The organism is Pseudomaricurvus alcaniphilus, assembly GCF_011440395.1.
Taxonomy (GTDB): Bacteria; Pseudomonadota; Gammaproteobacteria; order Pseudomonadales; family Cellvibrionaceae; genus Pseudomaricurvus; species Pseudomaricurvus alcaniphilus.
This window is the reverse complement of the sequence record NZ_JAAOIX010000001.1, coordinates 859173-874211: the sequence shown is the minus strand read 5'-3', so window position 1 is coordinate 874211 and position 15039 is coordinate 859173. Positions and strand designations below refer to the sequence as shown.

At 54.3% G+C, this 15039-nt stretch carries 15 protein-coding genes; 7 read left to right on the top strand and 8 right to left on the bottom strand.

The features are described 5' to 3' along the window. Positions 1 to 17: 17 nt before the first annotated feature. The 4 genes from paaB (at position 18) to paaE (ending at position 2820) form a co-directional block, all read left to right on the top strand. On the top strand, positions 18 to 305 hold the full coding sequence (gene paaB, locus G8764_RS03790) for a 1,2-phenylacetyl-CoA epoxidase subunit PaaB (RefSeq protein ID WP_166161996.1): 288 nt from the start codon (positions 18 to 20) through the stop codon (positions 303 to 305). 17 nt (positions 306 to 322) lie between these two features. Continuing rightward, the gene (gene paaC, locus G8764_RS03785; protein WP_243748540.1) at positions 323 to 1093 is read left to right on the top strand and encodes a 1,2-phenylacetyl-CoA epoxidase subunit PaaC; all 771 of its coding nucleotides are present in this window, start codon (positions 323 to 325) and stop codon (positions 1091 to 1093) included. Between the two features lie 90 nt (positions 1094 to 1183). Beyond that, a complete protein-coding gene (gene paaD / locus G8764_RS03780; protein WP_166161994.1) occupies positions 1184 to 1714 on the top strand; it encodes a 1,2-phenylacetyl-CoA epoxidase subunit PaaD in 531 nt (176 codons plus the stop codon). Between the two features lie 8 nt (positions 1715 to 1722). Further along, positions 1723 to 2820 carry a 1,2-phenylacetyl-CoA epoxidase subunit PaaE gene (gene paaE, locus G8764_RS03775; RefSeq protein ID WP_166161992.1) on the top strand — a complete coding sequence of 366 codons (1098 nt, stop codon included), beginning with the start codon at positions 1723 to 1725 and terminating at the stop codon, positions 2818 to 2820. Between the two features lie 432 nt (positions 2821 to 3252). Here paaE and G8764_RS03770 read toward each other — a convergent pair whose 3' ends face one another. The 5 genes from G8764_RS03770 to G8764_RS03750 form a co-directional block, all read right to left on the bottom strand. Continuing rightward, a complete protein-coding gene (locus G8764_RS03770) occupies positions 3253 to 3777 on the bottom strand; it encodes a hypothetical protein (protein ID WP_166161990.1) in 525 nt (174 codons plus the stop codon). A 343-nt stretch (positions 3778 to 4120) separates the two neighbouring features. Then, positions 4121 to 5449: a serine hydrolase domain-containing protein gene (locus G8764_RS03765; protein WP_166161988.1), complete on the bottom strand. Its 1329-nt coding sequence runs from the start codon at positions 5447 to 5449 to the stop codon at positions 4121 to 4123. 34 nt (positions 5450 to 5483) lie between these two features. Then, the gene (locus G8764_RS03760) at positions 5484 to 6245 is read right to left on the bottom strand and encodes an SDR family oxidoreductase (protein WP_166161986.1); all 762 of its coding nucleotides are present in this window, start codon (positions 6243 to 6245) and stop codon (positions 5484 to 5486) included. A gap of 155 nt (positions 6246 to 6400) precedes the next feature. Beyond that, positions 6401 to 7207: an SDR family NAD(P)-dependent oxidoreductase gene (locus G8764_RS03755; protein ID WP_166161984.1), complete on the bottom strand. Its 807-nt coding sequence runs from the start codon at positions 7205 to 7207 to the stop codon at positions 6401 to 6403. Positions 7208 to 7310: 103 nt separating this feature from the next. After that, positions 7311 to 7931, bottom strand: a complete 621-nt coding sequence (locus tag G8764_RS03750; protein ID WP_166161982.1) for a TetR/AcrR family transcriptional regulator — start codon at positions 7929 to 7931, stop codon at positions 7311 to 7313. A gap of 174 nt (positions 7932 to 8105) precedes the next feature. On the opposite strand from G8764_RS03750, the gene G8764_RS03745 reads away from it, so the two are divergent. From G8764_RS03745 to G8764_RS03735, 3 genes are all read left to right on the top strand, one after another. Further along, complete coding sequence (locus tag G8764_RS03745; protein ID WP_166161980.1) at positions 8106 to 8870, top strand: SDR family NAD(P)-dependent oxidoreductase; 765 nt, start codon at positions 8106 to 8108, stop codon at positions 8868 to 8870. A 58-nt stretch (positions 8871 to 8928) separates the two neighbouring features. Beyond that, entirely contained in the window at positions 8929 to 9939 is a 1011-nt protein-coding gene (locus tag G8764_RS03740; protein ID WP_166161978.1) for an aromatic ring-hydroxylating oxygenase subunit alpha, read from the top strand. Positions 9940 to 10055: 116 nt separating this feature from the next. Continuing rightward, positions 10056 to 12131, top strand: a complete 2076-nt coding sequence (locus tag G8764_RS03735; RefSeq protein ID WP_166161976.1) for a TonB-dependent receptor — start codon at positions 10056 to 10058, stop codon at positions 12129 to 12131. Positions 12132 to 12335: 204 nt separating this feature from the next. Here G8764_RS03735 and G8764_RS03730 read toward each other — a convergent pair whose 3' ends face one another. From G8764_RS03730 to G8764_RS03720, 3 genes are read right to left on the bottom strand one after another with little or no spacing between them, the layout of a single operon-like run. Then, positions 12336 to 13118: an SDR family NAD(P)-dependent oxidoreductase gene (locus G8764_RS03730; protein WP_166161974.1), complete on the bottom strand. Its 783-nt coding sequence runs from the start codon at positions 13116 to 13118 to the stop codon at positions 12336 to 12338. An 18-nt stretch (positions 13119 to 13136) separates the two neighbouring features. Continuing rightward, positions 13137 to 13832, bottom strand: coding sequence for an EthD domain-containing protein (locus G8764_RS03725; RefSeq protein WP_166161972.1), 696 nt, complete (start codon positions 13830 to 13832; stop codon positions 13137 to 13139). Between the two features lie 53 nt (positions 13833 to 13885). Next, positions 13886 to 15025 (bottom strand): acyl-CoA dehydrogenase family protein, encoded by a 1140-nt coding sequence (locus G8764_RS03720; protein ID WP_166161970.1) that lies wholly within the window; start codon positions 15023 to 15025, stop codon positions 13886 to 13888. Between the last annotated feature and the right edge of the window lie 14 nt (positions 15026 to 15039).

The following is a 15039-nucleotide window of genomic DNA, read 5'->3' as shown; positions in this document are numbered from 1 at the left end:
ATATCGGAGTACCCGTTATGAAACCCGAAAACCTGGAATTATTTGAAGTTTTTATCCGCTCCAAGCGCGGGCTGGATCACAAGCATGTGGGCAGCCTGCACGCGGAAGACCACGAGCAAGCCCTGGAGTACGCGCGCGATGTTTATACGCGCCGCAGCGAGGGTGTGAGCATCTGGGTGGTGAAGTCCGACGACATCTGTGCTTCCCAGGAAGACGATGCGGAGAGCTTTTACGACCCCTCGGATGATAAGCCCTATCGGCACGCGACTTACTACAAGCTTCCCGATCCTGTTAACAACATGTAAGCGAGCCCGGAGAATCAATGATGAGTGCTACAGATTTAAAACAGGCGACGCTGGAATACGCGCTGCGCCTCGGCGACGACTCGGTCGTGCTGGGGCACAGAATTTCGGAGTGGGTAAGCAACGGCCCCTTTTTGGAGGAGGATATTGCGTTAGGCAATGTGGCGCTGGACTATATCGGCCGCGCCCGAATGTTCTACGGCTATGCCGCGGAACTCGCCGGTGACGGCAGGACGGAAGACGACTTCGCCTATATGCGCGATGCCCGTGAATATAAAAATCTGCTGATCAATGAGCTGCCCAAAGGCGATTTTGCCTACACCCAGGTGCGGCAGTTGCTGGTGGACGCATTCAATACAGGCTTTCTTGCCGAGTTGGTTAAATCCAAGGATGCAACCCTGGCCGCGATCGCTGCCAAGGCGAGCAAGGAAACCCGGTATCACTTGCGCCGCAGCCGGGAATGGGTGCTGCGCCTGGGTGACGGCACGGAGGAGAGCCATCAACGTGCGCAAACCGCGGTCGACGCCCTCTGGGGGTATACCTTCGAGATGTTCGAGCTGGATGAGCTGGAACAGCAACTTGTGGATGCGGGCATCGCGGTTGACACCACCCGCCTCAAGGCACAGTGGGAAGTTGAAATTAAGGCCATTCTCAGTGAGGCTACTCTGGAAATTCCGGCCGGCGATTGGGCTGTGCGCGGTGGGCGTGTCGGCTACCATACCGAAAACCTGGGTCACTTGTTGACCGATATGCAGTCGGTCTACAGAGCCTACCCGGGCTGTCAGTGGTAAACCGCCCTGAGCCTGGGTAAATGAAAAGCCTGGAGGTACGCAGTTTTGAACGCACAGAAAGGTAACCCTGAGGGTACAGATAGTAAAACTATGAACCTTATTCCACTGATATCCCAGGAACAGTATGAGCGCGAACAGTATCGGCAAAACTCCAGTTGTGCGGAGATTTGGGACCTGCTCGACCAGGTCAAGGACCCTGAGATTCCGGCACTATCGATATGGGATCTCGGTGTGTTGCGAGATGTTGAGGTAATAGCGGGTAAGGTCATTGTCACAATCACACCCACCTACTCGGGTTGCCCCGCGATGGACACCATTCGCAGCGATATCGAAGTGGCGTTGAATGCAGGCGGCCTGACCGATCACGAAATCAAGGCCCAACTGGCTCCGGCCTGGACTACCGAGTGGATGTCATCGGAGGGCAGGAAAAAACTGCGTAATTATGGTATCGCTCCACCGCAAGATACTGAGACAGGGGCGACGCCTGAGCAACATGTGCCTTGCCCCCAATGTGGCTCTGAAAATACGGTGCGAGTCAGTGAATTTGGCTCTACGGCCTGTAAGGCGCTGTTTCAATGCAGCGACTGTGGTGAGCCCTTCGATTATTTTAAAACAATATAGGTGTAACGATGTCCGATACAAACTTCTACAACCTCAGGATTGCGGATGTGCAGCCGGAAACCGATACAGCGGTTTGTATTACCTTTGCCGTGCCAGACGAACTGCAGGACAAATTCAGGTTTACTCAAGGTCAATTCCTGACCCTCAAGGCCGATATCGAGGGTGAAGATGTACGCCGCTCCTACTCGATCTGTTCCGGGGTGAATGACGGGCACCTGCGGGTCGGTATCAAGCGGGTCAAGAATGGCGTGTTCTCCAATTATGCCAACGACAATTTCAAGGAGGGTGACACGGTTATGGTAATGCCTCCCCAGGGCAGCTTCTTCACCCAGGTAGACTCGAATAACCAGAAAAATTACATGTGTTTGGCGGTCGGCAGTGGCATTACCCCCATACTCTCGATTATCAAGACGGTCCTGGCTGAGGAGCCAAAAAGTCGGGTAACCCTCATCTACGGTAACCGCCGGTCGAACTCGGTGATGTTTAAGGATGAGTTGAGCTTCGTCAAGAATCGCTATATTAGTCGCTTCCAGTGGATCAATATCATGAATTATGAGGATCAGGGCGCGGATCTATTAAATGGGCGCATTGACAACAAGAAGGGTTACGCGCTTGCCAAGGCCGGACTGATCGACATCAAGGGCACCGACGAAGCCTTTATCTGTGGCCCGGAAGCGATGATGTCGGAGGTGTCACGAGGTTTCAGGGTCGAAGGCCTGCTCGATTCGCAGATCCACTATGAATTGTTTGCCAACTCTTCGGAGGATTCGCAAAAGAGAATGGAGAAAGCCCAACAGCGTATCCAGGAGTTTGGCGAGGAAAAGACCAGCAAGGTCACCGTGGTGGCGGATGGACGTTCCATTATGTTCGATCTGGCGACCGTAGGTGAAAATATCCTCGATGCGGGTATGCACAACGGTATGGAATTGCCATACTCCTGCAAGGCGGGTGTTTGCTCCACCTGTAAATGCAAGTTGATCAAGGGCAAGGTGGATATGGACATAACCCACGGTCTGGAGCCCCATGAAATAGAGCAGGGCTTTATTCTGTCTTGCCAGGCACATCCGTTAACCGATGAGGTGGTCGTCGACTTCGACCAGCGCTAATCGGTAAACCCGTGAGCATCTGGTAACGCAACTTTCAGTCATTGCGAAAAGAATGTCGTGGCGCCAGTGATGCGACCGGCGCCAAAAACGATAAAGATAGATCACTGATTTTGTGAGCCAGGAAAAAGCGCATTGCTCTGCGAAGCCCTGTTTCAGGTGTAGTGGCAGGGTCAAGGAGGCGTAGGGGTATAGCTGGAAAGTTAATCGGTAATACGGCTGAAAAAACTCTACATATTATAAAAAACGGATCTTTTGGTTATTGGTCCGGATGCCTGGTATTATTAAAGGTACCTTTAATTAGCACTGTGCATTTCTGTTATTTTCAATGATTTGCAGTCATAGAAACTGGTAGTACGTCCTTGTACCATATTAGTGCCCACTAGAAACTTTCGTTTGCGGATGGGCCCTAACTAACCATGCGGTTATTTCAGTTTAGGCAGTAACTTCCTGCTTGGGAGCAGCAAGTTTCTTTGGTGCTGATTTTTTAGCATCGCTTTTGTTGCCTTTCAGTTTGTTGACGACTTCTTCGGTGGCATTTTTCAGTGTCTGGACACTGTCTTGAAAGCGGGTTTTGCTGGTCTGGAGGGACTCCTTGACGCGCTCGACTTGCTTCTCGGCATTGTCCTTCATGTTCTCAATGGATTTCTTTATCGCCAGTTTGGCGTCCTCAGTCGATTTCTCTATTTCAGATTTTGAGTCGTTGACTGCGTTTTCACCGGCCTCACGGACCTTGGAAACAAACGCTTTGTTAGCGTTCTTGCCTTTCTCCAGAGCTTTTTTGTTGACTTCGAGAACACCTTTTAAAGAGCCGTTCATTTCTTCGAAATAGGATTTTACCGGGGTAATATATTTTTCTTTTGCTGCTGTGGTTTTTTCGGAAGCCTTGTTCTTGCGCTCTTCGAAAGTGTTGGCTAATTCTTCCATTTTTTTGAATGCCTTGCTTGAATAAGTAGTCATGCTTAATAGTTCCTGTAGTTTAATATTTAGGGTGACAAGTGCTTACTTGTGAGACCTAATATACTGATCGGAAATAGAATTGGCATACTAAAACAAGAAGAAAATTGTATGTTTTCACACTGCAATAAAACGCTATATTCGAGTGTGTTTAGTAGGCGGTAGCTGTTGGTTTGCACGAGATTAGCAACAGGTCCGTGTCGATACAATGGCTAGTTAAACGCAGATAGAGCCGATAGACGTTAATCGAAAAAGTGTCTTAATGGTCAAATGTTTTGACCCGGCCTTTTAAACTGAATTTGCAGGCTCTCAGGCCTGCAGGTGCAGGCCTTTTGCCCAGGCAGGATTAGGGTTTCGTCATCAGGTATTCAGCAACAGCCTGGTATGCGGGCAGTGACGTCGGGTCGTTATAGGAGTTTGTTGCCACGGGTAAAGACGCAAAACGCACAATAACCATTTCCGCGGTCGGGTCGACATAAATGGTTTGGCCATAAACGCCTCGAGCGGCATAGGCTTGGTGCTGGTTGTGCAACAGCCACCACATGCTGCGATAACTGCCTCCCGGCAGAGTTTCATAGCCCGCCTTGGCGAAGGCTTGCTTGTCGCCACCTTGCTGAATGTTGGCGACGACCGATTCCGGGAACAGGCGCTGACCATTGAGAACGCCGCCATTCAACATCAGCTGCCCGATGCGACCCAGATCGCGCAAGCCGGCGCTAAGGCCGCCGCCTGCGAACGGCACTCCTTTGCCGTCAACGGTTAAATAGGCATCTTGTTCAGCACCCATTTTCATCCAGATTTTTTCCGCCAGCAGATCTGTCATCTCCTTGCCGGTGGTGCGTGAGATGATCCAGCCCAAAGCGTCGCTGTTAATGGTCCGGTAGCCAAAAGCCTTGCCATGTCTGCCCTTTTTTTTCACCGTCTGGAGGTATTCAAAGTAACCATCGGGGCCCTGATAATCTTTGGCTTTTGGCAAGGGGCTCGCAGCGGCGGAATAGATCCAAATATCTGCCTTGGGGTCTGAATAGTTCTCGCTATAATTGAGCGCCGTGGTCATATCCATAACCTGGCGCACCGTCGCGCTGCCAAAGCCGCTGTTGCCAAGCTCGGGAATTATTGCGGATACCCTGGCATTGTCATCAAGTTGTCCTTCAGCCACCAGTATCTCTGCCAGCAGGCCAGTCAGTGACTTGGTCATTGACATCGAAGCGTGTTTGCCCGTCTCTTGCAGGCAGCCCGAATAGGTTTCGTAGACGATTTTTCCTCGGTGCAGAATCAACATGCCGTCGGTGTAATTTGTCGACAGCGACTCAGCCCATGTCATTGTCTGATTGTCACCAAGAGGGGTAAATGTAACCGAGTCTATTTTATTATCGATTGCGTAGGCGAATGGTGTGGGTGCACCGAGTCCGCGGCTCACTTGTTGGGTGGGGAAGAGTTCACGCATATGGCACACAGTCCAGCGTATGCGTGGAAAGCTGAAGTAGTTGGACTGTGGCTGCATAATTAATTTGTCTGCCGGCGGTGGAAAGCCTTGCATCCAGCCGAGTGTTCGCGGGTCTGACTCTTCCGCGCTAAGCACACCACTTTCCCTGGCCGACGCAGGCTGGCAGAGTGCAAAGGAAATGGCGGCAATAAAAAAGATTGATTTGATGCTATTTGCTATCGTCGGCATAAAGACTCCGCTGTATATCGTTTAGGGCACTACTCTAGAAGTTGTCGGGGCGCAGCATGGCGTCGTGGCCACCATCGACAAACAGCACGGAGCCACAGATAAAGCTGGCCTTGTCGCTGAGCAGGAATTCCACCATATTGGCCATATCTGCCGGGCTGCCCGGCCGGCCCAGTGGTATGCTTTTCAGAAATTGTTTAATGGCATCGCCGTAAGCCGGGTCGTTGGCGACAGCCTGGGTCATAGGGGTTTCCGTGTAGCCAGGGGCAATGGCATTGATGCTGATACCGGCTCCGGCGAGGGATTTGGTGTTGCGTCGCATCCAGCGCGCCAGGGCTTGCTTGGAGCCACTGTAGGCTTCCTGTCCGGTAATTTCTGCCGCCTTGATGCCGGCGAGCTTTTCGTCACCGGCCAGAAGCGCATCGAGATAGTCGGTCTGTTGGCACATGGGTGCCGAGTTGGAAGATACCAAAACGATGCGGCCACCGCCTTGCGCCACCAGGTCTTTTAACCCTTCCACCAGATCGACACTGCCGAAGTAATTGACGCTGGCAATGAGGGCACGGTTGGGTACATGGGAAGCGACACCGGCACAGGTAATCAGCCCTTGCAAACCCTCCGCAGCCAGTTCCCGAACCCCGGCAATGGCTGAATTCCTGCCTTCGGCAGTAGACAGGTCGGCGTTGATATCTGCGTCTTTCAAGTCGACCACGATAACCCGGTGGCCGGCGTCTCGCAGTTGCTGTTTGATGGCGGCACCGATACCGGTGGCACCGCCAGTGAGGGCATAGACTCCCATATATTATCTCCTTTCAGAATGGAATTTTGGGCAAGGGTATTTTCGATCCCATTACCGTAAGCGTTTGCCAACTTACCCGGTAGAACTTCAGCATTCATTGCCGTTGGCAAATTCGTGCACTGTTCGAATCAGCAGTTAAAGCAAGGACCGGACAGTTAGCCGTTGCGTGCAATCACTTCCTGGATGGCGCTGCCCGGTAATGCCTGCATGCCACCGTCGATCTCCAGCACCTTGCCGCTCACGAAGGCGCTGGCGCCCGAGGCCAGGTAGAGCACGCCGAGGGCAATGTCTTCCGGTTTGCCCAGTCGTTGCAGGGGAATCCAGCGCTCGGCGTCTGACTTGCGCTGGGGATCACTGGTGATAAACGAAGTGCTGGGCGTCTCAATGGCGCCGGGAGCCACAGCATTGACGCGGATATGCGGTGCCAATTCGTATGACATAACCCTGGTCATCTGGTTCATACCGGCCTTGGCCGCGGCGTAGGCGGAAAAGTTTTTATCCACCATCCAGCTTAAAGCCGAGGAAACGTTGACGATCGCTGCCGAGGAGCTTTTGCGCAGGTAGGGCAGGCACAGGTGCACCAGGGTATAGGCCGAGGTGAGGTTGATGGCCAGGGTGTGCTCAAACCGGGTTTTGTCGACTTTTTCAATGGAGCCGAAGCCCTTGCCCGGGGCGCCGGCATTGTTGACCAGTATGTCTATAGCGCCAAACTTCTCCACCGTCCGGGTCACCAGGTTTTGCAGTTGCTCTTCTTTGGTGACATCGCAGGCGATGGCAAGTGCGTCGACGCCATGACCTTTAACCAATTCCGCGGTTGCGTCTATATCCTCCTGGCTGCGGGCGACGCAGACCACGTGCGCGCCCAATTGCGCCAGGCCTTCGGCCACCGATTTGCCGATGCCCTTGCCGGCTCCGGTGACTATGGCGACCTTGCCATTGAGTTTGAAAGCATCCAGTAACATGGGTTATCTCCCGCTAGCAATTGAGTAAAAATTGTATGTAGTGTGACGTCGTTCAACGGCTATTTTCACCAGCACACTCTATTAATTATTTCGCAGCCATTGGCTATTTTGCCGGGGCCACAGCTTCGGCCAAAAATGCGGCGGTGTCCTGCATGACCCCGGTGAGATCCTTGTCTTCATTGGTCAACCAGTTCAGCAGGGCGTACAGATAACCACCCACCAGCATTTGCACCAGCAAATCGATGCTGTAGTCGCTGCGTACATCCCGCTGCCGGATACCGGCGCTCACCAGTTTGCCCATGGCCTGGTGCAAGCGCTGAAACCGCGCGCGGGCGATGTCCTGGTCAGCGATGGAGCTTAGGCCTTCAACCAGGGTCAAGCGGGTAAAGTCAGGCCGCTCCTGGATGTAGCCGGCCGAGCGTCGCATCAGGTTGCACAAGCGCTCCAGCGTTGTTCGCTGGCTTTGCAATTCGTCCATGATGTACTGCACAAACTGGTTGTCGGTGACCTGAATCAGTTCCTGTAATACCGCCTGTTTGGAGGCAAAGTAGTTAAAGAACGTCGGTTTGGAGATCTGCGCTCGCTCGGCGATTGCATCCACGGTGGCGGCGCTGAAACCCTGGCTCACAAACAGGTCTGCAGCGGCATCGCAAATGCGCCGATGGGTCAGGCGTTTCTTGCGCTGGCGCAGACTTTCACCGGGGAGAGATTGTAAAGCGGTCATAAAATTCTGTCCTTGTCCGTTTGGCCTATACGGCGTGGTCGACGCTGCTTGCATTTAAAAATATACTAGAGTAAAAAAATATACCAGAGTTAAATAACACTTGCTTGGCCCATGCCCATGCGGTAAGGACCGGGCAGGTTTAAAGCAAAAAACCAAAACTGGAAGGTGAACCCAATGACGAAGCTGTTAGCGAACAAAGTGGGCCTGGTGACGGGCGCAGGAGGAGGTATTGGCAGGGCAATTGCTGAAGCGTTTGCCCGCGAAGGTGCCAAAGTGGTGGTCGCGGATTTCAATGAGGAGACCGGGGCGGAAACGGCCCAGCTTATCCGCGATGCCGGTGGCGAGGCCGTTTTTGTGCGCGCCGATGTCAGCGACGAGGCTCAGGTCAAGGCCATGGTCGAACAGGCAGTGAAGTCTTTTGGACGGCTGGATATTGCCTGCAACAGTGCCGCGGTGAGCCGCGGTTCCGGTCCGATTCACAAGTTTGAGCGCAAGGTGTTTGATGACACCCTGGAGATGTGCCTGACCAACAGCTGGTTGTGCCTGAAGCACGAGGTGGAAGTGATGCTGGCTCAAGGCGAGGGCGGTAGCATCGTCAATATCTCCTCCAATGCCTCCCTGCGGGGCCAGGCAAACAATACCGCTTATGCCGCCGCCAAAGGCGGTGTCAATATACTGACCAAAAGTGCAGCAGCGGAGTATGGCGGCAAGGGTATTCGCATCAATGCGGTTTCCCCAGGGGTTATTCGCACTCCCGGACTTGAAAAATATTTTGAGGAGCAGCCGCAAATGGCGGCCGGGCTGAAGAGCGCCGCGGTAATGAACCGCTTGGGCGAGCCCGTTGAAATTGCCGAAGCGGTGGTATTTCTCTGCTCGGATCGCGCCTCGTTTATCACCGGGCAGCTCCTGTCAGTGGATGGCGGCGGCGCAGTGCGTTAATAGAACGCTACACGCTAATAGCTTCGAGCGATTATTAAACTGAAAAGAGGAATTGACAATGATTGCGACAGACAGAACGACTTCCCGAATTGATCTGCCCATGCCATTTGGCTGGTTTCAGGTGTTGTACTCTGATGAATTGGCCAAGTGTGAATCCAAACCACTGGAGTACTTTGGCCAGGAACTGGTTGCGTTTCGCACTGAGTCCGGAGTGGCGAAAGTGGTGGATGCCTACTGTCCTCACATGGGCGCCCATTTGGGTTACGGTATACATGAAAACGCCGGCGCCGGTGCTTCGGTAGTGGGCGAAAGTATCGTCTGTCCGTTCCACGGTTGGCAGTACAACGGTGAAGGCCAGTGTACCCATATCCCTTATGCCAAGAATATGCCGCCACGGGTTGCCCGCGGTGAAAAAGTGCTCAATAGCTGGCATGTAAGAGAAGTTAACCAGTGCATCCTGGTCTGGTATCACCCGCAGGGAGTTGAACCGCTGTTTGAACCTGTGGTGGTGCCCGAGGCCGCGCTCGATAACGACGAGTGGGGTGAAATGCAAACCTTCGAGTGGGATATCAACACCCACATGCAGGAGATCGGTGAAAACGCCGTCGACGCTGTTCACTTTCACTACGTTCACGGTACCGACGAAATTCCAGCAGAAGCTAAACACGAATTCGACGGCTACAACCGGTTTGGCTTTTTGGCGACCCGCAACCCAACCCCTAAAGGCGTAGTAGAGGGTTCCATCGAGAACGCCAGTTACGGCGCCGGTCTTGCCGTTATTCGGTTCCAGGGAATTTGTGACACGCTATTGCTTGCCAACCTCACCCCGGTGAGTGCGGACAAGACACGGGCCATGTACGCCTTTATTCAGAAGAAAGTAGATGGCAAGACCCAGAAGGGCGGCATTGGTGCTGCCATCATCGCCAATATCTGTCAGCAAATGGAGGAGGATCGCATTATTTGGGATCGTAAGAAGTATTACGAGAAACCATTACTCTGCGACGGTGATGGACCTTTCGCCAAGTTTCGCAAATGGTATGGCCAGTTCCTGATCCCGGCGCAGCAGTAAGAAAAAGGTCACTGACGTGAAACATTAGGACCACCAGCTTGACCGGATTTGTTTGGCTTGTGGTGCTACTTATCTTAACAATAGGCGGGTGTAATGGACATCATTGGAGATACACTATGCCCGTCAACAAACGTCAGTGGCTGCCAGCAGTAACTGCCCTCGCAGCCGCTCTGGCCGTTCCGGTTGCGCACTCCGCAGCGCTGGAAGAAATAATCGTTACCGCGCAGAAGCGCGAGCAAAACTTGCAGAATACGCCGATTGCTATTTCCGCGTTTGATGCGGCCGCACTGGAACAACAGGGGATTTCTGATATTGAGGACGTCAGTCAATACGTTCCCAACGTGCAGATCGTGGAGTCCCCGGCCGGCAGCACCGGCGCCACCATTGCTATTCGTGGTTCGGTCACCATCAACCCCGCCGTTACCTGGGAACCCACCGTCGGAATCTATATGGACGGCGTCTTTATTGCCAAGAACGCCGGCGGTATTTTCGATGTGGCGGAGCTGGATAGGGTCGAAGTATTGCGCGGTCCACAGGGCTCGCTGTACGGTAAAAACACGGTCGGCGGTGCCATCAACCTCATTACGCGCAAGCCCAGTGGTGAGTTTGGAGGCCGTGTGCAAGCGGGATTTGGCAGCTACGGCGAGAGAAAAGCCGCGTTCAGTATCGATTCACCAGTGATCGCCGACATCGCCAGTTTCAATTTGGCGTTCAGCAAGAAAACCCGCGATGGCCTCGATGACAACACGGCCACCGGGGAAAAATTCAAAGAGCTCGATAATGAGGCCGGTCGCCTGTCAGCACTGGTCAAGCTCCGTGAAAATGTTGAATTACAGTACAGCTATGACTGGAGCGATGTGGATAATACGCCCTCAATGGGTGTGATGACAGCTGCGCCAGATTATCGTCGTCCCAAGTCGGCGCACATGGATGGTGCCATCTACGATCGTTCCAGTACCGATGGTCACAGCGTGCATTTGAACTGGGAACTGCCGGAGTTGACCATAAAGTCTATCACCGCCTATCGGGAAATGTCCTTTGATGACACCGTGGACCTGGACGGCGGCAGTCCGTTTTATCAATTTCATACCGAGCGACACATCGAACAGGATCAGCTCTCCCAGGAGTTCCAGTTTATTGGCTCGGCGGGCAAGCTGGATTACGTCGCCGGTATTTTCTACTTTGACGAGAGTGCCGCGGCCGTCAACCCCTATGATCTTGGGTTCGCGACGGTGCGCAATTTCTACTCGGTCGACGCTCGCTCCTACGCCTTGTATGGCCATCTCGACTGGCATGTCACCGAGCGGCTGACCCTGAGCGGCGGATTGCGCTGGACCGAGGAAGAGAAAGACTTCCAGATGAATCACCCGGACGATTTTGTGCAGCCATTCGCGGTTGAGTCCAGCGATAAATGGAGCAATTTCTCACCCTCGCTGGTCGCCAGCTACGCTTTCAGCGAACAGACCAGCGGCTATGCCAAGCTGGCACTTGGCTGGAAATCCGGCGGCTTTAATGGCGAGTCCGAAAACCTGGTGGTTGCACAAACTCCTTACGATGAGGAGGAGGTGACCTCGTTCGAATTGGGGGTGAAATCCCGCTTGCTGGATGAAAGGTTGCAGATTAATGCTGCGGTCTTCCAGAACGAAATCGAGGGTCTGCAATTGTCTGAGTTTCTTGGCGCCAGCGGCTACTCGCAGATCACCAACGCCGGTGAGGCTACGGTTACGGGCCTGGAGTTGGAAGTTCTGGCCGCCATCAGCGAGACTCTGCGGTTAAATATCAATTACGGTTACCTCGATCCGGAATACGACATGTTTGTCAGTTACGGTACTGATATCAAGGACGTGGCAAAATTCCCCTATGCCCCGGAAAACACTTATAGCATCGGCCTCGAGTACAACGGCGAGCGTGTTAGCGCACGGCTGGATTACAGCTACACTGACGACCATGATCTCTATCATGAGCCGGCCTCGGCGGCACTGACGGCTGTGGAGGGCTATGCACTGGTAAACGCCCGCGTCAGTTGGAACAATATCGACGTGTCGGAGCTGGGCCAGCTGAAGGTAGCTCTGTGGGCGAAGAACCTCACCGACGAGGAGTATTACATTAACGGTATTCCGTTTGGCACGGTGGGCTTTAATTACTTTGGCAACCCGCGCATGCTGGGGTTGGATGTGAGCCTGGAGTTTTAAAGACTTACGATTCTATCTGGAAAGCCGGGTGGTAAAATCCGGTGTCTTTAAATCCGGTCTGGCTGCGGGGGCTTGCTTTCAAGACTCGCCGTAGACCCGTCCATGGGGGCTCCACGACAGCATCCATGCTGTCGAGGGTCTTGAAAGCAAGCCCCCACAGCCAGACCTGCTTCATTGCCAGCTTCCAGTTTTGAGGGGCTTTTTTTAGCCCATGTATGCCTGGCCGCCGTCTACGGCGATGCTCTGGCCGCTGACGTAGGAGGATTCGGGCAAACACAGCAGGGCGACAAATTCACCGATATCGGCCTGGCAGTCGCCCACGCGCTTGAGCGGGATGCCCTTGACAAACGCGGCCGCTTCCTCGGGATTCTTGTTCATCCAGCCCTGCAGTGCCGGTGAACTGGCGTGGGGCAGGATGCAGTTGGCGCGGATGTTATCTGCTCCCCACTCGCTGGCGGCGGCCCGGGTCAAGGCGCGAATGGCTTCCTTCTCCGCGGCGTAGACACCGTAATTGCTCATGTCCCAGCGCTTGGCGGCGGTACTTGCCATGTTGATGATGGAGCCGCCGCCGGCCTTGACCAGGTGCGGATAGCAGAGCTGCATCAGCTTCAGGGTAGCGATGGGGCCGACTTTGAAGGCATGCAGTACCTTGTCGTCCTGTTGTGCCAGCAGCGGGCCGGGAGAGGTGCTGACGGCGTTATTTACCAGGATATCAATTCCCCCCAGCTGTTCAGCGGTGTTGGCGACCGCTCGCTCCAGGTCACTGGGGTTGGATACTTCACACTGCAAGGGTAGGGCTTTGACGCCGTATTCTTTCTCGATGAAGGCGCAGGTGGCTTCGCATTTTGCCAGGGTTCTGCCGGCGGCAGCGATACTGGCGCCGCGTTTGGCCAGGGCAAAGGCAATGCCCTGGCCGATGCCCTGGCCAGCGCCGGTGATCAGGGCGACTTTGTTCGACAATGTTTTATTCAATTTTTCTTCGCTCATTATAGGGTCTCTCTGGTATCAGGATTTGATAATGTATTCGCTCATGTGCACTACGTTGATGGAGTCCGGATCAATAAAGCGGCCGCAACTGACGCCCATCTGCTGGCGGTGGCGCTGCAGTTTTTCCGCATCGCCCTCGGCATTGAAAAATACCTCAATGGAATCCATGGCGGCCTGGGGGAAGTGTTCCTCGACGATGGCGGCGTGATTTTTAGCGGCGCCGGTCAAGGGTGCTACTATCAGGTTCTGGCGATAGCCAAAGGTGCTCTGGGTGCGCAGCGCAACTTCCGTATGCTGGTTGCGCCACAGCTCCAGAAATTGGGCCTGGCTCAACTGTGGCTGCGCGCCAAAGCTGCAGATCTGGGTCATGCCGTCGGTGCGGCGGGCGAGACCCGTCGGCGGGCGCAAAACCTCTGACTCACTCACCAGGTACCCCTCGATGGCGCTGAGCTGTTGCTGCAGAATCTGCACTAGTTCGGCCTGGTGGTTGGCGCTATCCACCCACACCGAGACCATGACCTGGGGCAGGGGGGCAACAGTCTCCCGTCGCCACCGGCTGGCCGGGGCCACGTCGCTGTCGTCAAAGTGCAGGGTCAGTCGCGCCACATGCTGGTTTTGCAGGAGTTGGTCGGCCATTTCACCGAGGGCGATCTGGCGGAAGCTGTCGCAGTGCACGCCCGCTGGCAATTGCGCCAGATACATGATTTTTTCCAAGGAGGATCTCCGCAAGCAGGTTGAAGGGCAGGCACTGCTACATGCACAGTTGATCAGTAGCCGAGCAGGCTGGCGTAACGATCGCGGTGGTACAAGCTATCTCCCATGATCTGTACGCTGACTCGCGCACGCTTGAGGTAGAGGCCAATATCCAGTTCATCGGTGATGCCCATGCCGCCGTGCATCTGCACCGCTTCATTGCTCACCAGGATGTAGCAATCGTTAACCAGGGCTTTAGCCTGGCTCGCCTTTAGTGATACGTCGGTACTGTGGTTGTCCAGCGCGGCGAGGGCGTCAAGCACCGCCGAGCGGCACTGCTCGATTTTGCAGTACATGATGGCAGCTCGGTGTTGCAAGGCCTGAAAGCTGCCGATCTTGACGTCGAACTGCTCCCGCTCCTTCAGGTACTCAATGGTACGATCAAATACTTCCTGAATACCGCCGAGCATTTCTGCAGCCATGCAAATAGCGCCGCGGTCGAGTACTGGCTGCAGGATATCCATGCCCTGGTTAATAGGGCCGACCAGTTGTTCCGGCGTGATCTCGACATCGTTAAAGGTGATTTTCGCGGCATTGCGACCGTCCATCATGTGGGTGCGGGTCACTTCAATACCGGCTGTTTCGCGATCCACCAATACCAGGCTGATGCCCTGGCGATCACCGGGTTTGCCACTGCTGCGAGTAACCACCAGTAGTTTGTCGGCGCTATGGCCGTCCTGGACAAACACCTTGCTGCCGGTGATGCGCAGCGCGTCGCCTTCGATTTGCAGCTTGACGGCGGTTGCCAGTGGCTGGTGATGCTGCTGTTCATCAATGGCCAGTGCCAGGCTCAATTTACCCTCGACAAGTTGTGGAAATATTTCTTGCCGCTGCTGCTCACTGCCGCCGAGTTCCAGTGCCGATGCACCCAGTACTACGCTGCTGAACAGGGGCGATGCCGTCAGGTTGCGACCCATCTCCTCCAGCACGGCGCCGAGACCAAGGAAACCAAAATCCAGGCCGCCGTATTCTTCCGGCAGTACTATGGACGCTATACCCAGTTCCACCAGTTGGCGCCACAGTTCGGCGGAGTAACCCAGAGTGTCCCTGTCGTCACGTAGCTTTCTCATCGCTGCGACCGGCGCATGACTCTGCAAAAAACCGTGGGCGGTCTCTTTAAGCAAGCGCTGTTCTTCGTTCAGTATCATATTCATAGTCTGTCTCTCTT